The 23564-nt window shown below is 38.6% G+C and carries 18 protein-coding genes; 10 read left to right on the top strand and 8 right to left on the bottom strand.

Annotated elements, in window-relative coordinates; genetic code table 11:
- The 4 genes from QZT73_RS03015 to QZT73_RS03000 all read left to right on the top strand — a co-directional run.
- On the top strand, positions 1-424 hold a 424-nt coding region (locus QZT73_RS03015), incomplete at its 5' end, for a hypothetical protein (RefSeq protein WP_291786552.1).
- 269 nt (positions 425-693) lie between these two features.
- Positions 694-3048: an ABC transporter permease gene (locus tag QZT73_RS03010; RefSeq protein WP_291786550.1), complete on the top strand. Its 2355-nt coding sequence runs from the start codon at positions 694-696 to the stop codon at positions 3046-3048.
- A gap of 156 nt (positions 3049-3204) precedes the next feature.
- Complete coding sequence (locus tag QZT73_RS03005; protein ID WP_291786548.1) at positions 3205-5631, top strand: ABC transporter permease; 2427 nt, start codon at positions 3205-3207, stop codon at positions 5629-5631.
- A gap of 263 nt (positions 5632-5894) precedes the next feature.
- The gene (locus tag QZT73_RS03000; protein WP_291786546.1) at positions 5895-8264 is read left to right on the top strand and encodes an ABC transporter permease; all 2370 of its coding nucleotides are present in this window, start codon (positions 5895-5897) and stop codon (positions 8262-8264) included.
- Between the two features lie 460 nt (positions 8265-8724).
- Here the strand turns inward: QZT73_RS03000 and QZT73_RS02995 are convergent, their stop codons facing one another.
- The 3 genes from QZT73_RS02995 to QZT73_RS02985 all read right to left on the bottom strand — a co-directional run bounded on the left by QZT73_RS02995 (position 8725) and on the right by QZT73_RS02985 (position 11177).
- Positions 8725-9399: a hypothetical protein gene (locus tag QZT73_RS02995; RefSeq protein WP_291786544.1), complete on the bottom strand. Its 675-nt coding sequence runs from the start codon at positions 9397-9399 to the stop codon at positions 8725-8727.
- Positions 9400-9662: 263 nt separating this feature from the next.
- The gene (locus tag QZT73_RS02990; protein WP_291786543.1) at positions 9663-10661 is read right to left on the bottom strand and encodes an AsmA-like C-terminal region-containing protein; all 999 of its coding nucleotides are present in this window, start codon (positions 10659-10661) and stop codon (positions 9663-9665) included.
- 12 nt (positions 10662-10673) lie between these two features.
- Positions 10674-11177: an AsmA family protein gene (locus QZT73_RS02985; protein WP_291786541.1), complete on the bottom strand. Its 504-nt coding sequence runs from the start codon at positions 11175-11177 to the stop codon at positions 10674-10676.
- A 395-nt stretch (positions 11178-11572) separates the two neighbouring features.
- Here QZT73_RS02985 and QZT73_RS02980 point away from each other — a divergent pair, with 395 nt between their 5' ends.
- The 5 genes from QZT73_RS02980 to QZT73_RS02960 all read left to right on the top strand — a co-directional run bounded on the left by QZT73_RS02980 (position 11573) and on the right by QZT73_RS02960 (position 19550).
- Positions 11573-13984 carry an ABC transporter permease gene (locus tag QZT73_RS02980; RefSeq protein WP_291786540.1) on the top strand — a complete coding sequence of 804 codons (2412 nt, stop codon included), beginning with the start codon at positions 11573-11575 and terminating at the stop codon, positions 13982-13984.
- A gap of 271 nt (positions 13985-14255) precedes the next feature.
- Positions 14256-16712 (top strand): ABC transporter permease, encoded by a 2457-nt coding sequence (locus tag QZT73_RS02975; protein ID WP_291786539.1) that lies wholly within the window; start codon positions 14256-14258, stop codon positions 16710-16712.
- A 237-nt stretch (positions 16713-16949) separates the two neighbouring features.
- Positions 16950-17624: an ABC transporter ATP-binding protein gene (locus tag QZT73_RS02970; RefSeq protein WP_291779797.1), complete on the top strand. Its 675-nt coding sequence runs from the start codon at positions 16950-16952 to the stop codon at positions 17622-17624.
- On the top strand, positions 17621-18967 hold the full coding sequence (locus QZT73_RS02965; RefSeq protein WP_291786537.1) for a TolC family protein: 1347 nt from the start codon (positions 17621-17623) through the stop codon (positions 18965-18967). Before QZT73_RS02970 ends, QZT73_RS02965 begins: the two co-directional genes overlap by 4 nt.
- Positions 18968-19088: 121 nt before the next feature.
- The gene (locus QZT73_RS02960) at positions 19089-19550 is read left to right on the top strand and encodes a hypothetical protein (RefSeq protein WP_291786536.1); all 462 of its coding nucleotides are present in this window, start codon (positions 19089-19091) and stop codon (positions 19548-19550) included.
- Between the two features lie 288 nt (positions 19551-19838).
- On the opposite strand, the gene QZT73_RS02955 is transcribed toward QZT73_RS02960, so the two are convergent.
- The gene (locus QZT73_RS02955) at positions 19839-20549 is read right to left on the bottom strand and encodes an outer membrane beta-barrel protein (RefSeq protein WP_291786534.1); all 711 of its coding nucleotides are present in this window, start codon (positions 20547-20549) and stop codon (positions 19839-19841) included.
- A gap of 78 nt (positions 20550-20627) precedes the next feature.
- On the bottom strand, positions 20628-21242 hold the full coding sequence (locus QZT73_RS02950) for a Crp/Fnr family transcriptional regulator (RefSeq protein ID WP_291786532.1): 615 nt from the start codon (positions 21240-21242) through the stop codon (positions 20628-20630).
- A gap of 112 nt (positions 21243-21354) precedes the next feature.
- Here QZT73_RS02950 and QZT73_RS02945 point away from each other — a divergent pair, with 112 nt between their 5' ends.
- Complete coding sequence (locus tag QZT73_RS02945) at positions 21355-21615, top strand: hypothetical protein (RefSeq protein ID WP_291786530.1); 261 nt, start codon at positions 21355-21357, stop codon at positions 21613-21615.
- Positions 21616-21796: 181 nt separating this feature from the next.
- Here QZT73_RS02945 and QZT73_RS02940 read toward each other — a convergent pair whose 3' ends face one another.
- From QZT73_RS02940 to QZT73_RS02930, 3 genes are read right to left on the bottom strand one after another with little or no spacing between them, the layout of a single operon-like run.
- The gene (locus tag QZT73_RS02940; RefSeq protein WP_291786528.1) at positions 21797-22261 is read right to left on the bottom strand and encodes a GNAT family N-acetyltransferase; all 465 of its coding nucleotides are present in this window, start codon (positions 22259-22261) and stop codon (positions 21797-21799) included.
- Between the two features lie 13 nt (positions 22262-22274).
- A complete protein-coding gene (locus QZT73_RS02935) occupies positions 22275-22568 on the bottom strand; it encodes a nitrilase-related carbon-nitrogen hydrolase (RefSeq protein ID WP_291786526.1) in 294 nt (97 codons plus the stop codon).
- Positions 22559-23050 (bottom strand): carbon-nitrogen hydrolase family protein, encoded by a 492-nt coding sequence (locus tag QZT73_RS02930; protein ID WP_291786524.1) that lies wholly within the window; start codon positions 23048-23050, stop codon positions 22559-22561. The genes QZT73_RS02935 and QZT73_RS02930 overlap by 10 nt, the downstream gene beginning before the upstream one ends.
- Positions 23051-23564 lie beyond the last annotated feature (514 nt).

The following is a 23564-nucleotide window of genomic DNA, read 5'->3' as shown; positions in this document are numbered from 1 at the left end:
CAATGCTTGTGCGATTATCAATAATAATTCGCTTGTTCAGTTTCATTACATGAAGCAAATAGCCTTGAGTAATGAATTTCACCAAAATGGAGAATTAAATAGGGGTTCTTTTCAACGCTTAAATTTTGATAGTCAAGCTTTTCGTGAGGATTTTGAATATTTTGTTAAAATCACCCCGAAAAATGAAGATGAAAGAGTGCTGCACGCTTTGGTTACCGGAATTAAGGAAGGTATGGAGGCTGTTTTGAAAAATTATAACAATCCACTTCAAAATCCCTCCGCAGCTATTGATTCCAATAAAGTATCCGACGAAATGAATGACTTTGAAATCAAGTATGTTCAAGTAATGGATTTAATGGAAGAATATCTTGAGAAAATTCATGCATATAAGACCAAGCATAATATCGTTTCAGGACAGGAGTAGTTTAAACCTCCCATATCATTCAGAGAAAAAAGGAATGGCAGTGAAATCTTCTTCCATTTTTGTCCGTTGACGGTCAAAACTGTCCGTCTATTCGGGCAGTTTTATTTTAAATAACCCATATTTAGCTCTTTTCAGGGCATTTTGTAGTGGCATGATTAAAGTGTAAACAAAGGATGAACTTGGGAGGTATCCCAATCTTGTATCTTTTGTCTCAGGAATCATGTCATAAAATGTGGAAGAATTATTTCAAAGTTTCATTCAGAAACCTGATGAAGCGAAGGCTTTATGCGGGCATTAATATCCTAGGGCTTACTGTTGCGATTGTAAGCTTTTTGGCCATTGCACTTTTTATTCATCATGAGGCTACTTATGACAGTATGTACAAAGATGCTGATCGGGTGGTCAGGTTTGTACAACGCTTTTCTATGGGTGGTGAAGAACAGGTGGTTTCCATGACACCATCTGCTCTGGTTCCTACTGTCATGGAAGAAATAGAGGAAGTGGAGTTGGGAACCTTGGTATTTACCTATTCCTCTGTTTTGGTGGACGCTGGAGTAGGAAATCAGGAAGAGGATAATTTTGCTTTTGTTGATGAGAACTTTTTTGAGATTTTTGATTTAAAACTTTTAGCCGGAGGAGAGGGGAAATTGCTGGCTGAACCCAATCAGGTGGTACTGACCTCCTCTACTGCAGCAAGGTATTTTCAAAGACCATTTGAGGCAGTCGGACAAACCATCAAAATCGATGGAGCCGATTTCCTGATTACAGGAATCGTAGCTGACTTTCCAAGCAATAGCCACCTTAATTTTGATTTGCTTGCCTCATTCATCACCACAAGACATGGCAAAAACCCCCAATGGAGTCCTGCCAACTATTATTCTTATGCTCGACTGAGCCCTTTTGCGGATCCTGAAGTATTTACCCAGAAGCTTGATCAAATGGTCGAGAAATATTTTGGCGAGGAGATGAGGAGCTATGGATTTGAAGTAAAAGTGATGTTTCAACCCTTGACTTCTATTCATCTGGGCTATAGTCAATTAAAAGACATCAAACCTGCCATGGATATCAAAAATCTTTACATCTTTGGATCGGTCGCAATCCTTTTGATATTTATTGGAATCATCAATTATGTGAATTTGGCAACTGCCGAGGCTACAGAGAGAAACAAAGAAGTCGGCCTTAGAAAGGTATTGGGAGCAGATAGACTGCAACTTTTTGGACAATTTATCTCTGAATCAATGATTTTGTCTTTCGGTGGCTTGGTCTTCAGCTTAGTCATTCTTTTTTTGTTGAAAGGTTTTTTTGAGGGATTTTCCGGAGTCCCATTAATTTTTGATTTGTTGATCAGTCCTCTGGGAATTTTGATGCTCTTCTTGCTGGTTCTATTGATTGGTTTTTCCTCAGGTTTTTATCCTGCTTTGATTCTTTCAGGAATGGAACCTTTAAAAGCTTTGGGTAAAAAAATCAGCAACCTTTCTTCTGGTGCCTGGCTTAGAAGAAGCCTGGTGGTGTTTCAGTTTTTTGTTTCCATCAGTTTACTGCTGGCAACATTTATTGTAAAAAACCAGCTTGATTTCATGCAGGAAATCAATCTTGGATATGAGCGTGAGCATGTGGTAGCCTTGAAATACCATTATAATATGGGCGAAAAACTTCCTGCCTTCAAAAGTGAACTTGAAAGAACCGGAACAGCACAATCTATGAGTTTGAGCAACGCCCTGCCGATTTTTATCCGATCCGGTTATTCTTTATCACCAGGAGGGGACAATGACAAGGATCTGATGATCACCGGGTTTGCGGTTGACTCTGATATTGTTCAAACCCTGAATTTGAATTTGCTTGCAGGAACTGGTTTTTCAGAAAATGATGTCCACCATACTGCAGCCTATGAGGGCGATGGGGAATTGAATGTGATTTTAAATGAAGCAACCCTCAAGGAATTGGGGTGGACGGTTGAAGAAAGCATTGGCAGGAAAGTTAACTTTAATGGGGTGTTATCCAATGTTAAAGGGGTAGTACAGGACTTTTACTTCAGTTCCCTGCACCATCAGGTAGGGCCATTGATCATTTTTAAGCAACCTCAGGAAGCTTCTTGGATATTGGCCAAACTACCCAAAGGAAATCCAAGAGAAACGATGGCACAATTGGAACAGGTTTGGAAAGGTGTTTATCCTGACCGGCCTTTTACTTATCGTTTTCTAGATGAGGAATATGCCAACATGTACCAAACAGAGCAAAATATATCTCGAATCTTTCAGCTTTTTTCCGGTATTGCCATCTTCATAGCCTGCATGGGGCTCTTTGGCCTGGTTTCCTATGTAGCCCTAAGGAGAAGCAAGGAAATCAGTATCCGAAAAGTATTGGGTGCCGGATCCGGGGATGTGTTAAAAGTGCTCTCGGCGGATTTCTTTGTCCTTTTAAGTCTATCTGCATTTCTTTCCATAGGTTTTGGTCTTTGGTTTAGCCAAGAATGGCTCTCAGGTTTTGCCTATAAATCAACAGTATCCCCATTGGTTTATTTGCTTTCTATAGGCTTGGTAAGCTTGATTGCCCTGCTGACTATTGGCTATCGGACTGCGATGGTGTTTATACAGAATCCCATAAAGAACTTGAAGGAAGAATGAAGGGTAGGGGGAGAGACATAAGGTATAAAGCACGAGAATAAAGACATAGAAAATAAAAAATGTAAAGTAAAACAAAGACCAAATAAGGGTTAAGTTGAATGAGACCCTTGTCATATTTCAAAACACCCTATAGATTAAAATCAAAAAGAAATTGCCATGCTATCTAACTACTTGAAAATATTTATCAGAAACCTAAAAAAGAACCCAGCTTACATGTTTATCAATATTCTGGGGCTCTCTGTAGGGATGGCAGCCAGTATATTGATATTTCTTTTTGTGCAACATGAGTTGAGTTATGATAAGTATCATGAGAAGTCTGAGCGGATTTACCGGATGTCTCGCTCATTTTTCAACCAAAATGGCGAAGTCAACCTGCACCTTGGTCACTTGGCACCTCCTTTTGGCCCATTGTTGAAATCAGATTTTCAACAAGATGTAGAAGAGGTGGTAAGGGTGATGAATACCAATCTTGTCCTGAAAGACGATGACAATATCTTCGAAGAAGACCGGTTCTATTTTACTGACCCTGGAATTTTCCATATTTTTTCGTGGAAAATAGTGGATGGAGATCCTGAAGTTGCTTTGAATTTTCCAGATGGTATGGTCATATCCGAAAGTATGGCCAGGAAATATTTTGGTAATACAGATCCTATGGGGAGGGTATTGGAAATGAAAATCGGTCAGGTTTCAGCCAATATGCAGGTCAGGGCAGTGATGGAGGACATCCCCGATAATTCTCATTTTAAAGCTGACTTTTTGGCCTCCATGGAATTGGTGACTGATTTCTATGGTGGTTATGAACAAATGATGAAAAACTTCGGATCGAATAATTTTGGGACCTATATGCTACTCAAGGAAGGAGCAGAAATAGCCAATATTGAAAGACAGATTCCGGATTTTCTCAATCGGCATATTCAGGTTGGAACGGATGGTTCACAGCCAGCTACCTGGACGTCCCTTCATCCTTGGCTTATTACAGACATCCATTTACATTCCAATTTGGACTCAGAATTGGAGCCCAATAGCAGCATAGAATATGTCTATATCTATACAGCCATTGCTATTTTTATATTGCTAATAGCCTGTGTGAATTTCATGAACCTGGCTACCGCAAGATCCGCAAAAAGGGCTTTGGAAGTAGGTTTGAGAAAAGTTTTGGGAGCTGAAAAGCATTTGCTTGTAGGACAATTCATGAGCGAGACCATTTTGATGACATTGATGGCAGCTTTTTTCGCCCTGTTGTTGGCTTGGTTGGTCTTGCCCGTGTTTGGCAATTTCACTGGAAAGGAGCTGAATATGAATGTATTGGAGCACCCAGAGTACCTCTTAGGTTTATTGTTTTTAGTGGTATTTGTGGGAGCGATTGCCGGAAGTTATCCTTCATTTTTTCTTTCCGGATTCCAGCCTGTCAAAGTATTGAAAGGCACGTATAAAATCGGTTCTATTCATGAAAAATTCCGTTCTGCCTTGGTAATTGGACAATTTGCCATTTCTATTGTTCTCATAGTAGCTGTTTTCGTAGTCATTCACCAGCTCAATTATATGAAAAATAAAGAGCTGGGCTTTGAAAAAGAAAGGGTTATCGTATTGCCCGCTTATGAAGAGTTGGTAAATAACTATGAAAATCTTAGGCTGAGATATTTGCAACATCCTGGTATTGAAGCTGTGGCTTTGGGTTCAAGAGTACCATCCGGAAGGTTATTGGATGCCATGGAGACCAAGGCAGAAGTCAATGGTGGACTTACTTCGATGGATATCCGATTAGCAGACATCCATGTCAGCCATACTTTTATGGAAACTTTCGGTATTGAAATGGCGGCAGGCAGAGACTTTGATTTTCAACTGGCTTCTGACAGCACCCAGGCCTTTTTGCTAAATGAATCCGCTGTTAGGGCTATAGGATGGGCTTCTGTTGAGGAGGCCTTGGGAAAAGCCCTTCATTATGGTCCTCGTAGAGGCTTTGTCATTGGAGTTGTCAAAGATTTTCATTTTGAATCCCTTCACCAACCTATCAGTCCCATGGTATTTATGATTCCGGATACGCGGTTCAATTCGGTTGCATTGAGACTAAAGCAAGGTTTTGAAGAAGAGGCCATTGCCTATTTGAGAGAGGAATGGATTGCCTTAAAACCCGATTTTCCTTTCAATTTTTTCACCATTGAAGACAGATTTGAGCAGCAGTATGAGGCAGAGGAAAAGGTAGGCACGGTTTTCGGGTTTTTCGCAGGTTTGGCCATTCTGATTTCTGTTTTGGGTTTATTTGGTCTTTCTGCTTATGCTACCGAGCAGCGCACAAAGGAAATTGGCGTCAGAAAAGTCATGGGGGCCAGTATCAGCAATATTGTCCTGCTTTTAGGAAAGGATTTTCTCAAATTGGTACTTTTCGGCTTCTTAATTGCCGTGCCTATCGCTTGGTATGGCATGAATTCTTGGTTAGATAGCTTTGCATATAGCATATCCATATCTTGGTTGGTTTTTGTGTTGGCAGGATTTATAGCGGCATTTATTGCAGCTTTGACCGTAAGCAGCCAATCTATGCGTGCAGCGATGATCAACCCGGTGGATGCATTTAAGGTGGAGTAGGGAGCGTCCTTTGAGGTTTCAAGAACCTCGAAGGTTTTTAGGGAAGCGAGAAATTAGAGGCGAGAAGCAAGAGACAAAAAAGTTCGGAAGTAAAAAGGTGAATTTCGGAAGTATTCGGACAGAAATTTCGGGATTCTGAATAAAGAATTCGGAACATCTAAGCAGCCAATTATGAATATTTTCAATCTATAATAAGTAAAGCAAAGAAAGTCTTACCCTAACACACCATGTTAAAAAACTATTTCAAAATCGCATTTAGAAATTTGATAAAGCGAAAGGCTTTTTCGGTGATCAATATCCTCAGCCTGGCCTTGGGGCTGACAGGTGGGATTTTTATGTTGGTCTATGCATTGGATGAATTTTCCTATGACAAATTTCATCAAAATGGAGACAGGATTTACCGGGTAAATACGGTATTTAAAGATGCCAAATCAGGAGATGAGAGTTATAATAGCACCAATGGATGGCCGGTGGGAAAAATCCTTGAGTCAGATTTTCCGGAAGTGGAAAATGTTGTCTATACCATTACATGGCCCAGATTAGATGTCAAGACAGGGGAGGAAACAATCAGCCCCAGAATGGCCTATGTTACTGAGTCTTTTTTTGATGTTTTTTCATTTGAACAAATTAAGGGATCCCCATCATCAGCTTTATCACAGCCTTATCAGGCCGTCATCACTGAAAATATGGAAAGGCGGATATTTAAAGGGCAGGACGGCTTGGGAAAAGAGTTTTTCTTGGCAGATACCATGGCAGTTAAAGTAGGCGCAGTCGTCAAAGATGCCCCTGAAAACTCTCATATTCAATTTGAAGTACTCCTTTCCCAATCCACCTTCGAAAGGCTTATAGAATTAGAAGATTACATGACTGGATGGGGAAATATCAATATGACCAACTACCTCATGCTTCGTGAAGGAACTGACGCTGAGGCCTTCAAGGTAAAAGCTAAGTCTGTCTATATGGATCATGTTGGCGATATGATGCGTTCATGGGGAGCTGAAGCTTTTTTGAAATTTGAACCCATGAAGGATATTTATTTGCGTTCAGAGGCAGGCAATGCACTTGGAACACTGGGAAGTATTGATCGTGTCTATATGGTTTTAGGTATTTGTCTTTTCACCATTCTACTGGCCTGTATCAATTTTATCAACCTTTCTACCGCACGATCTGTAGATCGCTTCAAGGAGGTTGGATTGAGAAAAGTGGTGGGTTCGACCAGGATGGCCCTGATTATACAGTTTATGACAGAAGCTTTTGTATTGACACTTTTGGGGCTTTTGATTGCCGTATTCCTAGCCAGTATGATGATGCCTCTTTTTAATGAATTAGTCAATAAAACTTACATATTGGACAGTCTATGGAAGCCTGAAATTATTTTGGGAATATTGGCTTTGCTTATTTTGATCAGTCTTTTTGCAGGATATTATCCATCATTGTACCTTTCCGGTCTTCAGCCTGTCAAGATCCTGAAAGGCAAATTCAACCCGGGCGGTGCAGGTCTTAACCTTAGAAAGGCTTTGGTAATATTTCAGTTCTTTATTTCTGTTTCACTTGCTTTGGGTACCTTGGTGGTACTTAATCAGCTGGACTTTATGCAGCAGAAAGAACTGGGCTTTGCGAAGGATGAAATTTTGGTAATCAATGCATCAAAGCTCCAAAAAAACCGAATTGAAAGCCTTAAGAATGAACTTGGAAATATTTCCGGTATCCAAAGTGTGACTTATAGCAATGGCATTCCCGGCAGACCGGGATGGATAGGGCAGATTGCCTATCCTGATGGTAGAGAAGCTGAAAACCCTGTTTCGGTAGAATACTTGGCTGTAGACGAAGATTACCTGAATACCCTTAACTTAGACTTGGTGGCAGGAAGATTTTTCGATCCAGAAAGAGAAACGGACCGTATCGAAGGCCTTGTGTTGAACGAAAGGGCAGTCAGACAGTTTGGATGGGAGAGTCCTGAAGAAGCTTTGGGTCAGAAAATCGTTTCACCTTCCACCACTCCACAGGGAACAGTCATAGGAGTCGTGCGGAATTATCACCAACTGGGACTACAGCAGTCCATCCATGGGATTGCCATGGATTGGGCGCCTGATTACTCTTATTGGTTGTCCGTTCGTTTTGAGCCGAGTCAAACCACAGCCATTTTAGATAACCTGAATCAAAAATGGATCACTGATTTTGCTGGAATTGACTTGAAATACTTTTTCCTGAATGAGGACTTTGAAAGGTTGTATCAGGCAGAAGTCCGCATGGCTAAAATGTTCAGGCTTTTTGCTGGGCTTACACTGCTTATTTCTCTGATTGGATTGCTGGGATTGGTTTCCTTTATGATAGCATCCAGGGCCAAGGAAATGAGTATTAGAAGAGTATTGGGGGCTGGGGTTCCCCAAATAGTCTATTCTCTTTCCAAGGAATTTATGTTGTTGGTGATGATTGCATCAGTTTTGGCAGCTCCTGCGGCATGGTACTTCGGCAAGGAATGGCTGCAGAATTTTGCTTACCGTTCAGAGCCAACGCCTATATCAATGGCTGCAGTGGTATTTGGGGCGCTATTGGTCACTTTTTTGATGGTAGGTTTACAGTCCTTGATGGCAGCCTACAAGAATACTGTGAAGGGGCTAAGAAGCGAATGAGAGAGGGGAATCACAATAAGAAGATAAGCAATAAATAGTAAAGTTTAAAGCCGATTTCCAATTGAAGAATAGTTGAAATACCCAAGCAAAAGCGATCTTAAATAACAAAGAATTTCAAATTCAATACAACAGTATTTTATTTAACTACCTTTTTGTTTTCAACTATTATTTAGGGCGTGCTGAAAAACGCCAATTGGAGAATAATTTTTTTAAATTTTGATGAATACCCCATTTATTAAGCCTTGTCTTTTAAAGCAGACGCAAACTTATTAAATGATCTGGTTTGATTGGCGTGCACTTGAAAATTTCAAAATTCGAAATTTTCAGGCTAGACTCAGGCATACTATCCATGCCTGTCGACTTGACAGGTTCTTCATTGGGCTCATTCGAAGTATAAGCATACATCTTCATTCGCCCGCTTTGAAGCTGGCATACCTGAGACTTTTTCAGCAAGCCCTATTTAACGAATAGCTGTAATGGCTGTTTTTCCATGCTTGCTTTCACTCTGTACAATACCAACACCCGGTGCAAACCACTCTGTAGATTCTATATTGACAGGAATACCTATTCCAGCCATCCTCACTCGCATATTCATATTGCTTGTGATTTTCATGCATTCCCAGCTTCCGGCAGAGGTAGTGATTGTTTCTTTATCCACAACCTTTCTATCGGTTATGTTCATCTGAATCTCCGCCCTAATGCCACTGGTAACAGCCTCCATGGTCATTTCTCCATCATCAAGGGTATCTCCAGGTTTCATACTGGACGGATAGCTAAGTGTAAAATCACCCGTAGACTCCAAATCTTTCATTTGCTCTAATTGGCCAGCAGGAATAAAACTGGCCATATCAATGGTATAGGTGCCACCGTCACAAGTGAATTGCGTGGTGACAGCAGCTGATTCCCTGCCCTTATTATCTGCCATAACCATAGTAATATTTCCTGTTCGCTTTCCTCCGCTACTCCTAACCTCATTGACCGTGTAGGTATTGACACCAGTGGCTTTACCTCTTCTATTGTATACCGTCATTTCTATAGTTTTTCCATCTTGGAGGAACAAATAATGGTCGCAAGATTGCGCTTCAACTATATCAGCTATACACGCCAATAATACTAAAAGGACAACTTTTTTCATGTCAGTAATTTTTGAAATTCAATTGAAGTGTTTTGGATTTAACGAAATTGATTTAGAATTAAACTTTCACCTACAAGTTAATCTATGCTTAGAACTCATGCAAGTTAAATCATTATTAACATTAGTTAAGTGAGAGGATTAATAGGTAGAAATAAACCATCCTTTATTTACAGTATTAGTCGCTGTTTTCTTTTTCGCCTTTGCATTATTTGGGGTTTCAGCTGATGGTAAAATCATAAGACTCCCAGTGGAAAATTATGGGATCAATACCGCAAACCAAAGTTGTTTTCTTCATCTACTTTATCTTCTTCCTTTAATTCTTCTTCTATTTCCTCCAATTCATCCTCCTCAGTTATCTTACCGATCTCCATTTCGAAATCAGCTGCATTCCCTGTGATTTTTATGGGGATTCCAAAAATTCCAAAAGGAGGCAACCCAAGTCGGAAGGCAATACTTAAATCTCCATCCAAACTGACCTGGCCCTCAAACCTTGGCCGAAATCCGGCAATTCTCATTCTGGTCCTTTCAACGGTGATGAGGTTATTGGCAATACTGCTTTTTATGCTAACCTGCTTTAGATTGGGATCTTGAAGTTCATTGTTTTCGGTTCTTGCGGCGATACTGTTCATCAACCGAAAACCCCTTAATCGTACATCCTCAAGTCCCAATATTCCTTCACCTTTTATGGATGGAAGAATCGGCTCCATATTGGCATTAAAGCTTCCTGACAACTTATAGTCCAAGGAAGCAACTCCCTCCATATATGATGCAGCAGGAACCAATTCCCTGAAGAGCTTGATTTCTCTGAAAGCTTTTTGGATATCAAAACCCCTACCTTTCAAATCATATTCAAAGTTGGCTCGAAAAGGGGATTGAGGTTGGTAATTTCCTTCCATGTCAAATCTTGCACCTACTAGGTCAAACCCCGAATTCTCCATCCAAAGTGCAGCATTTTCCACTTTTATGCTACCCTCTAAATTTTTCAGTAGTAAAGAATTATAATGCACTTCTTTGACATCTGCATTGAGCTGGAACATGATATTCTGTGGTAACATCACCACCCCTTGAACCCTTCCAAGACTGTCCACCTTTGGAGCTTCACGGGGAGTATAGAAAAGAAAATCTTCTACATATACAGCAAGACCCTCATAAATGATGTCAAAATGAGTGATTTTAATATCGCTGTTTAGGCTAAGTATTTTTCCGGAAAATTTACCATTTCCATGGTAGTTCATCCTTTCAGCAAGGCATATAAAGTCCAAATCTGTATCCTTTTACAAAAAATTGCTGTCTGTGATACGGATCTTCTGAATGTCTATCGCGAGTTTATTTTCTGAAGTTTCGGATTCTGTAACATCATCAACTGTTTCAAAAATCTCAAAATTACTATTGCCGTCTAAATCCCTCAATATATTGATATTGGCGGTACCCAAGTAAACGGATTTGATTTCAATGGCCGGTTTGAACAGCGAAAATACATTGATGACTAAGGATAGCTCCTCTGCAGATAAAAATGGGACTTCCTTAAAATCATTTGCACCTTCTATTTCAATATTGTCCAGACTGACTGTTAAAGAAGGGAATTGTTTAAAAAAAGTCAGGTAAATATCACTGAAAGAAAGATTGGTTGTGATTTGTTGATTGAGGTAATTCTGTACCATCCAATTGATCCTTTCTTTAAACAACTGAGGTAGAATCAACATCAGTATTAAAACCAATCCTATCAATCCCGAAATATATTTACCGAGGGTAATCCAATTTCCTTTTTTCAATTTCATTATTCACAGGGTAAATTATAAAATAGAAATTTTACATGGGATATGGAAAATATTACTTTGAAAATCTGTTTAAGATGATAATTTTAGTCAGATTATTAGAATATTTCACGCTTGAAAATCGATGACTTTAAAAAAATAATTACTAAATGGAGGAAATTCAACTACCCAAGAAACCCTAGGGATAAGCCAAACTTTGCTTTTAATAGCCTTGAATCCTGTGATAATATGTTTTCAGCATTTATTAAATATCGTCCGTTGACGGTCAAATTTGTTCGCCTAATCATCTTTTTAATGGAGCCAAAGTGGCTATTTCTTGATTTAATGCTGATTTTCAATGGTACGGGAATTGGCAAGCTCAAGGTGTCAAGTTAATTTAGGAAATAATTTGTTGAGCCATGCTGAAAAACTACCTCATCATCGCCCTTAGGAATATCAAGCGGAACAAGCTCCGTTCATTGGTTCATATACTTGGACTTTCATTGGGTATTGCAATCTGTTTGTTGATTTTTAATGTGGTCTGGCATGCTTACAGTTTTGATAAGTTTCATACGGACAGTGAAAGGATTTTCAGGATCAATACCGTGACCGAATGGGAACCGGGGAATCTCTTTCAATCTTCTGCCACCAATGGACCTCTAGGAGAGGTGATTGATGAAGAAATATCCTTAATTGAAAATAAAGGAAGATTGTACACCCTTTATGAGACAATGGTGGTCATACCCGAGCAAAACAAGGTGATTGGAAGAAGTAACAAAGTAGCCTTTTCTGATCCTGGATTTTTTGAAATATTCCAACGAGAATGGCTCTCAGGAAATCCGGAAAGGGCATTGCTTGAGCCCTATTCTGCAGTGATTTCTGAAGCCAGCCTCAAAAAATATTTTCCTGGATCCAATGCCGACGATGTCTTGGGAAAAGAAATTCTTTGGGTTGATGCTGCTGATTCCATATATGCGCAAGTTCAAGGTGTGATTATGGATTATTCAGAAAACACAGATTTTTTCTTTACCGACTTTATTTCCTTCAGCACCATCACCAAAAAAGAAAAAGAAGATTGGTATGGCCTGCACAGTTGGTCCAATCTCAATACTGCCAGCCAGTTGTTTGTAAAAATCTCCAAAAATTCTAGTAATTCCGATTTGGATGAAGGCCTTAGCTTGTTGGCAAAAAAATATCTTAATGAGGAGGATAGTCAAACAAAGTTTATCAGTGAACCACTTTCCGAGCTCCATTTCAGTGAAAACTATGATGATACGACGGTTTCAAAAACTTTGTTGAATGGACTGATCTATATCGGGATCATTATTCTTCTTTTGGCCTGCCTTAATTTTATCAATTTAGAAACCGCTTTGGCCATCAATAGGGCCAAGGAAGTAGGGATCAGAAAGACTTTAGGTTCAGATAGAGGCCAGTTGCTGCTTCAGTTTCTGACTGAAACCTTCCTTTTTGTTCTCATTTCTACTGTTTTTGCGGTATTTCTATCTGATCTGATTCAAATTTATTTCAAAGAATACCTTCCTGCCAATTTTAAGTTTTCCGGAATAAGTGTTTTGAGCATTGGTTTTTTAGCCATGAATGCTCTACTGTTGACTTTACTTTCTGGTTTATATCCCGCTTTCTTCCTCTCCAAGTATCAGCCGCAACGGGCCCTAAAAGGGGAGGTTATTGCACAAAGGGGATTTTCCTTGGGTGTTTTTCTAAGGAAAAACCTGAGTGTTTTACAGTTTTCAGCCTCCATTGCTTTCATCATTATGGTGATGGTGCTGAACAGTCAGTTGAAACATATCCATTCGCAGCCTTTGGGATTTGAAAAAGAAGCTGTGCTTTATACCAACCTTCCCTTTATGGGAGAAAGGTCCAAAAGGGAATTACTGGCAGAAAGGATCAGAAATGAGCGTTTTGTGGAAGGAGTGAGTCTAAGCAATAATTTGGTGTCATCTAACAGCATTTGGACTTCAGATGCTTATGTTATGGTGGATTCCCTTGAACAACAACTCAATGTACATGTGATGAATGTGGATTCGGCATTTGTGTCTGTAAATGGAATTCCTATGCTGGCAGGCAGAAAATCACATCATGTGGCCAATGAAATATTAGTCAACAGGAATTTTCTCAAAGCCATGGGATCACCGGAACCTTCCGAGGTCTTGGGACAAACCATTCGCTTTGGTGGGGAGCCGAATATAATCATCGGTGTGGTGGAGAATTTCAATGCCCGAAACCTCAAAGAGGAAATCATGCCCATGGTTTTGGTCTACAGACCTGACTATTATTACCTGCTCACAGCAAAAATTTCTAAGCAGCAGAACCTTGCCTATGCCAAGCAACGATTGGAAGCCATTGTTGAGGAAGTATTTCCATATGAAGCTTCCGGATTTAATTTTATCGATGAGGTACTGGAAGGTTTTTATGAAGATGACCGAAAGATCCAAGGTGTTTTGGGCTTTGCAGGAGCTGCTGCGATTATTATTTCCATCTTGGGGCTGTTTGGCCTGTCTTCCTTTACCATAGCACAAAGAACCAAGGAAGTCAGTATCCGAAAAGTGTTGGGTGCCGGAATTGTTGAAATCATCGCTTTGGTCAGCAAACAGTATGTTTGGCTGGTACTGATATCCTTTGCCTTGGCAGCATATCCCGCATATTATCTGAGTAATATCTGGCTTCAGCAATATGCCTATCGTATTGAAATGCCTTATTTATTATTTATGGCAGTTGGAATTGGTGTCCTTTTATTAGCCTTACTTGTTGTCGGTTTTCATTCTCTTGGGGTTGCCAACACCAATCCAGCTAAGGTCTTGAAGAGCGAGTAGTGAAATTATGTACCAAGTACGATGTACAAAGTACAAAGTACCAAGTACCTAGTACGATGTACCATGTATTTGGTCTGTTCAAGACCTAAGGATCATTTCTTGATTATTTGGAGGTGGAACAAAAAGCTTGAAAGAAAATGTCAAATAAAATCAATAGGTATAATACTGGACCGAGGTCCATCTCAAGGTACTTGGTACAAGGTACATCTTGTCCGCTTTGGCGGATTATGCAAATACCAAAACCCTTCAAACCCAACTAAACCCCAACCCCATGCTAAAAAATATCCTTAAAATCGCAATGAGAAACTTTTGGAAGACCAAGAGTATATCTATCATCAATATTCTGGGTTTGTCCTTAGGTATTGCCTTATGTCTGATCATTGCTCTTTTTGTCCGGAATGAGTTGAGTTATGACAGGCATTTCCTGAATTCGGAGCGGATTTATCGGGTGACATCTGATATTGTCTTTGGTGGCAATGTTTTGAACATGACTTTTGCTCCTGCACCCATGGCAGAGGCTTTGGTAGAAGAGATACCAGAAGTAGAGGCTTCAGTTCATTTCCGAAATCAGGGTTCTTTTTTGATCAAAAGGTATGAGGATAATATCAAAGAAAATAAGGTGATATTTGCAGGAAAAGACTTTTTGGAGGTGTTTGATATTCCTTTAGTACAGGGCAATAAAAGGGGGGCATTGGATGAACCAAATACTATGTTGATCAGTCAGAGTATGGCGGATAAGTTTTTTAAAGGAGAAAATGCCGTAGGACAAAGTCTGGTTCTTGACAATAGCACTGATTACAAAGTCACAGCTGTATATGAAGATATACCGGAAAACAGCCATTTCGATTTCCATGTATTACTGGCAGCAGAAGGACTCCCCGAAGCAAAATCCCCACAATGGCTGGGCAATAATTTCCAGACCTATATACTGGTACGCCCCAATGCTGACCAACAGGAAATGAATCAAAAGATTGCAGCGATGGCGGATAAGCATTTGACTCCATTACTCAAGCAGGTAATGGGGGAGGATTTTACCCTAGAAAAATTCAGAGAAAGTGGAAATAGGGTAGAGTATGCCCTGCAACCTTTGTTGGATATTCATTTACATAGTGATTTGTTAGGAGAGTTTAAGGCCAATTTTTCCATTACCTATGTGTATTTGTTTGTTGCTATTGCAATATTTATCTTATTGATTGCCTGTATCAATTTTATGAATCTTGCCACAGCAAAATCTTCCAGCCGAGCAAAAGAGGTGGGAATCCGAAAAAGTATGGGATCGGATAGGGCCGATTTGGTTTTCCAGTTCATGACCGAAACATTTTTGATGAGTTTAATTTCTTTTGTATTGGCGGTCTTTATCGCTTCCTTTTTGCTGCCCTTCTTTAATGATCTTGCTGCGAGAAATTTAGTTTTACCTGTTGAATCCATTGGTTTTTACGCCAGTTTATTAATAGGCTCCATTTTGGTCGGGTTTATAGCAGGTATCTATCCTTCAATTTTTCTTTCCGGTTTTAAACCTGTCAAAGTTTTGAAAGGAGACATTTCTAATGGAATGAAAAGCGTGACAGTCAGGAGTTCCTTGGTGGTTTTCCAGTTTTCTATTTCTATCATATTGATTTTTAGTACTATAGTATTATTTTCCCAGATGAGATTTATTCAGAACAAAAATCTTGGTTTCAGTAAGGATCAGGTTATCATGGTCCATGATCTCTATGCTTTAGGTGAACAAAAACAAACCTTCAAGCAAGAGATATTGAGAAGTTCTCTGATTGAAATGGGAACCTTAAGTGGATTTTTACCCGTTTCAGGGACAAACAGATCTGACAATCCTTGGTGGGTAATGGGCAGAGATATACAGGACCAAGAGAATATGGTTTCTATTCAAAACTGGAAAGTCGATTTTGATTATATAAAGACCTTGGGAATGAAAATGGTCCAAGGAAGGGATTTTTCATTGGAGTTTCCTTCTGACTCTTCTGCTGTTATAATCAACGAATCAGCCTTAAATAATTTTAACTTCGAAGGAGACCCAATCGGGCAGAAAATCACCACATTTTCAGGAAATAATGTGACCGGTTTGAATACGGAAGATTTGGAAGTCAAAACAGTCGTTGGGGTAGTTGAAAATTTTCACTTTGAATCTTTTAAAGAAAATATTGGAGCGGTATTGATGTATGTAGACCCCAATCCTTCTGGGATTGCTTCTTTTAAATTTAAGACACAAGATGCGCAGGAAGTATTGCAATTGCTTGAATCTAAATGGAAAGAACTGGCTCCAGGACAACCTTTCACTTATGAATTCCTTGATGAGCGTTTCTCCTCCATGTATGCTTCGGAGACAAGGATAGGGAAGGTTTTTGCTTCTTTTACCGGTTTTGCGATTTTTATTGCTTGTATGGGCTTGTTTGCCTTGACAGCTTTCACTGCAGAGCAGCGCAGGAAAGAGATAGGGATCAGGAAGGCCCTAGGCGCTTCAGTCAATTCATTGGTTTTACTTTTGTCAATGGAGTTTACCAAGTTGGTCTTGATTTCCTTTTTTATTGGAGCACCATTGGCTTGGTGGGGAATGAGTAAATGGTTGAAGAATTATCAGTACAGGATTGAATTGGGCTGGGGTGTGTTTATCATTTCCGCTATAGTTGTCTTATTAGTTTCATGGACGGTAATGGGGTTGCAATCATTTAGGGCAGCCATTTCAAATCCAATTGATTCCCTAAAAAGTGAATGAAGTATCCTAAGCCAGGTTTTAAGTGCTTTCTTTCCTAGCCCGTTTTTTTGTCCGCTAGCGGACAAAGATGTTCGCCAAAAATCAGTTGCTTAGGATCAAAAAAGGCCTTAATCGCTAGATTAGGGTCTTTTTTTATGGCATAAATTTAGGAATCTTATCTCCAAAAAAAGTATAAAATGCTTTATGCTATCATCAGTTCTTTACAAGTACAATTGATTCTAAAATCTAAAATCTAAAATGATATCACTTTCCAATATCGATAAATACATAGAGTCCCGTTTTCAGCGGACATTCATTCTCAAAGGAATTGACCTGAAAATTGAGCAAGGGGAGTTTGTAACCCTAATGGGACCTTCGGGAGTAGGTAAATCCACATTGCTCAATATCATAGGACTCTTGGATGAGGATTATGAGGGCATGTATGATTTTGAAGGAAAATCTATCCATGCCATGAAGGAAAAGCAGAAATCTGCCCTTCATAAATCCGAATTCGGATATATTTTTCAGGCCTATCACCTCATAGATGAGCTTACGGTATATGAAAACATAGAAACACCGCTTTTATACAGAAATATACCTTCTTCTCAAAGGAAAAGCATTATAGCAGAACTTTTAGATAGGTTTAAAATGGTTGCCAAAAAGGATCTTTTTCCCGAACAACTGTCTGGTGGTCAACAGCAAGTGGTTGGAATAGCGAGGGCAATAGCAGGCAATCCGAGGGTACTATTGGCGGATGAACCTACCGGCAATCTCCACTCATCTCAGGCAAAAGAAATCATGGAGGTGTTTAAAGAATTGAACAAAGAAGGAACTACCATCATTCAGGCCACTCACGCCAGAGAAAATGCCGATTATGGTAGTAGATTGATAGAAATGTTGGACGGAAAAATTGATAAGGACTTAGCTTTATGAAATACCTATATAAATCAATTGCTGCTTTTGCCTTTGTAATCACTATCAGTGGAAAATCATTTGCTCAGGACACTATTCCCATGTCCTTTCAGGAAGCCGTCCAGATGGGTTTATCCCAGAATATTGATTATTTGAAATTATTGAACCAACAGGAGGTTTTGAAAGTAGAAAGACTAAATGCTCAATTAAACCATTTACCCAGGCTAAACCTCACCAATGATAACTTCCGGCAGATTGGTCAACAATTCCAGCAAGTAGAGGGAGAGTTGATTGTGACCAATGAAATTAATAACATCGTTTCTGGCAGAATCAATGCCAATATGCCCATTTTTAATGGTTTAAGAAGAACGAGCGAAACCAGGGCTGGTAAAGACTGGGAAGATGCAGGAAAGTTTGGATTAGAAAGAGCCAGACAGGAAGTCATGTTCAACATTGCCCAACAATACCTTCAGGTTCTTTTGGATGAGGAATTGTACAATATTGCTGTGGAAAACCTTGATAATCAGAAAAAGCAGTTGGAACAGATAGAAGGTTTTGTAGAAGCAGGACTGAGGACTCTTTCTGATCTGTACAACCAACGTTCAGAAGTGGCCAGGTTGGAAACAGTGGCAATTGATGCTAAAATACAATGGGAATCAGACTTGTGGGAATTGGCGGAGACATTGCAATTAGGTCCCAATATTTTACCTCTGCCAGAGCAAGTGGCTTTGGAAAAATTTGAAAGCGAGTGGTTAAATATGCCTTTGAATGAGTTATATGATGTGGCTTTGGAGCAAAGAAAAGACTATGGGCAGCAAATGTATCTTGAGCGTGCCAACAAAAACCTTTTGGCTTCAGCCAAATCGGCTTATATGCCACAATTGAATGCTTTTTTTAATTACAGCACGTTTTTCACAACCTTAGACGACAGGACTTTCAGAAACCAGTTTTTCACCATCTTTCCTCAACGCTCTTTTGGGTTCAGTTTAACTGTTCCCATTTTTAATAATTTTGATAACAGAGCAGCGGTAGTCAGGGCCAGGGTTGAATTTCAAAACCAGCAACTGGATAAATCTGCTTTAGAGAGGAGGATATCCCAAGAGGTAAAGCTCGCCTTTGAGAATTTTAAAGGAGCAATAAGAAGAGAAGAAGCTACGCGTCTTCAATTGGAAGCAGCCGTTGAAGCCCAAACTGTAATTTCAGAACGGTTCAGATTGGGAGTAAGCAATTTTGTGGATTTATCACAAGCAAACCAGCAATTGGTGACAGCCCAATCCGATCATGCACAGGCACAGTATTCATTATTTTTTCAAGATTTGATGTTAAAGTTTGCACTCGGCATCTTGGAAGTTGCTAAAAATTGAACTTAAAATCCCGAATTAACATTTTAAGTACTCAAGTGTCAATAACTTTTAATTTTTTGGGATTGAATTTTATCTGGCAAAGAAAAATTATGGCTTACCTTTGTCGTATAATTACAAAACAATGAATCTAAAGAAAAGCTTGGCAGCATTGTTCATAATGACAGTTGGGCTTGGTTCAATTGCTTGTTCTTCTGATGAAAGGAAGGTTAAAGACCTGAAAGATAACAACCCTAAGAAAACAGAGTTCCGGAATTTCAGCTTAGAGAGTGCAAATTCAGATCCAAGTCCAGTCATTATCCTAGATAACATACCATATAGAGATGAATTGATCCACCGCATTCAATTGAATGAGGAAAGACTGTACAATTTGCAAAAGAACTATGAACGTCTATCTGAAAATGTAGATATTCATTTTCTTAGAGAGATATTTTACCTCAAAAAGGAGAATCTTAATTTAAAAATACGTTTGAACACTTACAAAGGCATGTCTTCTTTTGATTTCAATAATGTAAGACAATCTCTTGTAAAGGACATTGAAGACTTAGAAAAGGAAATCAATAAATTGGAAAGTAGGATGAGTTGAGTTTTTTTTACCTTAAAATTAACAAATAGATTGACATTTTTAAAGAGGCTATCTTAAATATAGATTTTCAAATTTAATTCCCAAACTAAATTCGATTTAGGTATTAATACCTTTGTGACTCAGTGGCTAAAAATACTAAGGAGACTTCAAAACACGAGATTTTATTAGATTATATGACAAATAAAATGTAGGGTTATTTTTTAGCGTTAACATATGATACAGCCTCTTGACAGAATTAATACAATTAATCAAGGATAGTCTATAATAACATATAAATCGGATCTTTTTTTAAAATAAAAACCTCCAAGTCAAATGAATAGGCCTTACATTTTCTACATTTCCTACCGATAAGGGTGAATTGAATTGATAGGTAAATCCAAAAGTAGAGGCATTGAGAATCTCCAGTTTCTTGAAGTAATTCCCCTTAAAGCCTAGCATCAGTTCTGCCTGAAGGTTGAAGGGACTGGCCACTTCAGACAAGTTGATGGATTGATTTTGATTATTTTCCCTAAAGGAGAATGTAGTGCTCAGGTTATAACCACCTCGCAATCCTGTCTGAAGAAAAATATTGCTTGTCTGCTTGCTGCTGTTTTCTTTAAAATAGATCCTTGCCTGGGCTGAGAGGTTCAGGCTGTTTTGAAATACCCTGGTGTATTTTATCCCATCAGGAGCTTGAATAAAGCTTTGGTTATTCTCTTCCAATACTGGAAAGAAATCCAGATTATAAGTCAATCTTTCCAATTCCAGCCCTGTGACAAAGGAAAACCTTTTATTGAAGGGCAATTCCTTCATCAGGCCTATTTGAACATTGCTATGTCCATCCTGATAAAAGTTATAGGGAACACCTTGGAGAAAACTTACCCCGGCCCCGAAACTGAAGTAGGTTTGGGATTTGTAGGGCTTTTTGGAAGAGTTGTTCTCATTTTGTGCCATTAGATGATGGCCCAGAAAGAAAAATGCAATAATCAATAGCGCTTTGGTAGAAGTAATCTTTTTCATTTTTGTAACTGTTTGTTTGACAGCTACAAAGGTGGGACAGAATGTGGTGCCAGAAATTGACCTATGTTAAGAAGATAACTAGCGCTCTTCAAAAAGTTTTTTTCTTATTCTGCTCAGGGATTCAGGTTTGATGTTAAGATAGGATGCCAGGTACTTTAAGGGCACTTGCTCTAAATATATCGGGTACTTTTCCATCAACCGGAGGTATCTTTCTTGGGCAGAATCTATCATCAGGGATATTTCCCTTTGTTCTCTCCATATGTAATACTGTTCCACCGCAGTTCTACCAAACTTGTTGCTTCCCGGATAATGCAGGTAAAGTTGCTGCAAAAAATCATAATGTATAGAGGCCAATACACAATCTTCCAAAGCTTGTATAAAAAACCTGGAAGGCTCTTGTTGGATAAAACTGGAATAAGAACAGTTAAATTCATGCTGGAAAGAGAAATCAAATGATTTTTCCTCTCCTTTGACTATTATATAATGTCTGGTGCAGCCTGTTATAACAATGGAAAGAAAGTGCTCCGTTTCTCCTCCATTTAATATAAAATCTCCCTTGTGGTATTTTCTGATTTTGAAACCTTGTTTGAAGACCTCCCACTGTTCATCCGTCAAGGGCAAATAATCATAAAGCAACTTCCTGGCTTCATTGAGGTGCTTTGCATATGCTTCTTCAGAAAGAGTTCTATCCATGAAGTGCTTAATGTTCAGTTTGAATTCTAAGTTAATGATTTACTTAACATAGGTCAATTTTCGGCGGCTGATGGTCCAATACCTTTGTCAAACAAACTAAACATAAACTAACATGAAAATTCAATTTACCTTCGGCAAGTTAAAAGGACTGTACACCATTGCCTACCTATTACTCTTTGGCGGTCTTTTGAGACTGTTTTCAGGTCTCTATGATTTCTTTAAAGTACAGTCAAAGTTAGACCTTCTAGAAAAGTTTGACTTTTTGATACAAAACGCACTTTTATTTGGGCTAAATGGCTTGATTCTTTTCTTAATCTTAAAGTGGATAGCAGGGAACCTGAGAGAGAAAGAGTTTGAAATGAGTTTGAAATAATGATGCATCAAAAAGTTAAAATCATGAACCAATCGAAAAAAAATTCTGCTTATCCTTTAATCAACTTCCTTTCCTATGGAAACCGTCGAAATCAGGAAAAAGATAATTTTGCTGAGTTTAGAAAGTTGGTTCTAAGTTTGACGGATTAATGGTAAGTTTAAAATTTGATCTATAAATGAAGCTATTTCAATTCCTTTTCCATCACAATCAAATCCTTACATTGCATTCCGTTTTCAAAGATCGGTTCGGGATATTGCGCTAAAAAGAAATTTGGGATTTTATCTTTTTTCTGAAAGCCCAGTTTTTGGTAGAGTGCCAATTGGTGAAAACTGGTATTCCCAGTACAAATTCGGAGTTTTGTGTATCCATTTGCTTTTGCGAAATTTTCAGCAAACAGTATAAGGTTTTTCCCTAATCCCCTTTTTTGAAATGATGGAACCACAGCCAAATTTTTTATTTCAAGTATGGATTCCTCAATAGGGTATAGCACAATTATCCCTTTGGTTTTTCCCTTGGATGAGGCCAAAAAAACACTGCTTTTGGAAAGGTATTGCTCAATCATTTCTCTTGAAGGATCCGCCAGTAGTAAAAGCTCTATTGGCGCCATTGTTGAAGAGGTCTTTTCAATAACAAAATCCTTTTCCATTAATTCAATTTGATTAGTTCCAATTCATTTCAATGGCCAACTCCTGGCAAAATGGTAGGGCTGATTTGTTGGGAAGTAATAGTTCAGCTGAGAGGAAAACTTCTTCTGAATGGGCTTGCGCAAGTACATTTCCATCTGCATCCCATATGCTGCTCATGCCCACAAATTCCACCATTTCATTTTCATATATCTCTGTTCCTGTTCTATTGCATAAAACCAGTGGGGTAGAAAACTCCAATGCCCTACTTTTTCCAATAAAGGGAGTCATATCAGACCCGAAGGAACAAGGTGAACAGATCAAATCCACTCTCTCTGCCTTAACCTGCCGCAACAAGGCTGAATCCCAAAGGTCAAAACAGGATATCCAATTTTTCCAAAATCAGTCTGTATAGCTTCTATTCTTTTTACTGGGTTGGCGGTAAAAAACCTTCGCTCATCGTCGGTAATATGAATTTTTGCCTGAGCGCCTACTATACCATCCTCATTAATAAGATAACCAATGTTGTAAAGCTTTTGATGGATCATTTTCGGCAAAGTAACACATAAATGACTGCTACAGACTTTTGCAAGTTCAGTAAAGAAATCTATTGAATATTCCCAGGTATTTAGGTCAGAAAAACGCTCCCATTGAACTTTGTTTAAAAAATAACCAGTGGTTAATAATTCAGGCAAGACAATCAGATCTGCCTCTTGATGTTTTAAACCTTGAGAAATAATGTTCAAATTTTGTACCAAATCTCCTTGGTTAACAGGAAATTGGAAAATAGCTGCTAGGATAGAAGGTTTCATTCTTGTAGGCTTGAGGTTAGGTGTATGGATAAACTATACATTCAGCAAAATTCAGTAAAGAATTTGTTTGAATGGTTTTAATTTGTAATCCCGAACCAAATTTTTACAAAACCTAGTCCATATTTTTTTGCTAAACAGCAATCAATCCAAAATTTAAAAAGTATCAATCTTCATTTCTTAAACATATTTATACAAATCTTTTAAATGGCAGTTTTTAAGAAGATTTGGATGGGGTTTTGAAATGTTGAAATTTTCGGAAAAACAGGAATCAATTTTATAATGTTAGGTTTCCAATATGTCACAAAAAAATAGATTGTTCAATAACGTTCAATAACTGTCCGAAAATGGCGCGTGTTTTTCTAACTTTTCTTGAACAACTGACTAAAGGATTCAAATTGATCTTACAATACTGGATTAGACTTTAGAATTAAAGGTCAGGTTCAAAAACATTTTTATTTTTAATATAAGTAATTGATAATATGAATTTTAAATAAATTAATTTAAAGTAAAAAAT

This window comes from Cecembia sp. (assembly GCF_007126775.1).
Classification (GTDB): domain Bacteria; phylum Bacteroidota; class Bacteroidia; order Cytophagales; family Cyclobacteriaceae; genus Cecembia.
Note: the sequence above shows the minus strand (reverse complement) of the source record. Positions and strands in the feature narration are given on the sequence as shown.

Excerpts from the sequence above, each read along its gene's own strand:
- QZT73_RS02950 (WP_291786532.1), bottom strand. The coding sequence starts at position 21,242 with ATGGATAGAACTCTTTCTGAAGAAGCATATGCAAAGCACCTCAATGAA.
- QZT73_RS02940 (WP_291786528.1), bottom strand. The coding sequence starts at position 22,261 with ATGGAAAAGGATTTTGTTATTGAAAAGACCTCTTCAACAATGGCGCCA.
- QZT73_RS03010 (WP_291786550.1), top strand. The coding sequence starts at position 694 with ATGAAGCGAAGGCTTTATGCGGGCATTAATATCCTAGGGCTTACTGTT.
- QZT73_RS02965 (WP_291786537.1), top strand. The coding sequence starts at position 17,621 with ATGAAATACCTATATAAATCAATTGCTGCTTTTGCCTTTGTAATCACT.
- QZT73_RS02970 (WP_291779797.1), top strand. The coding sequence starts at position 16,950 with ATGATATCACTTTCCAATATCGATAAATACATAGAGTCCCGTTTTCAG.
- QZT73_RS02960 (WP_291786536.1), top strand. The coding sequence starts at position 19,089 with ATGAATCTAAAGAAAAGCTTGGCAGCATTGTTCATAATGACAGTTGGG.
- QZT73_RS02985 (WP_291786541.1), bottom strand. The coding sequence starts at position 11,177 with ATGAAATTGAAAAAAGGAAATTGGATTACCCTCGGTAAATATATTTCG.
- QZT73_RS02945 (WP_291786530.1), top strand. The coding sequence starts at position 21,355 with ATGAAAATTCAATTTACCTTCGGCAAGTTAAAAGGACTGTACACCATT.
- QZT73_RS02995 (WP_291786544.1), bottom strand. The coding sequence starts at position 9,399 with ATGAAAAAAGTTGTCCTTTTAGTATTATTGGCGTGTATAGCTGATATA.
- QZT73_RS02980 (WP_291786540.1), top strand. The coding sequence starts at position 11,573 with ATGCTGAAAAACTACCTCATCATCGCCCTTAGGAATATCAAGCGGAAC.
- QZT73_RS03005 (WP_291786548.1), top strand. The coding sequence starts at position 3,205 with ATGCTATCTAACTACTTGAAAATATTTATCAGAAACCTAAAAAAGAAC.
- QZT73_RS02975 (WP_291786539.1), top strand. The coding sequence starts at position 14,256 with ATGCTAAAAAATATCCTTAAAATCGCAATGAGAAACTTTTGGAAGACC.
- QZT73_RS02955 (WP_291786534.1), bottom strand. The coding sequence starts at position 20,549 with ATGAAAAAGATTACTTCTACCAAAGCGCTATTGATTATTGCATTTTTC.
- QZT73_RS02930 (WP_291786524.1), bottom strand. The coding sequence starts at position 23,050 with ATGAAACCTTCTATCCTAGCAGCTATTTTCCAATTTCCTGTTAACCAA.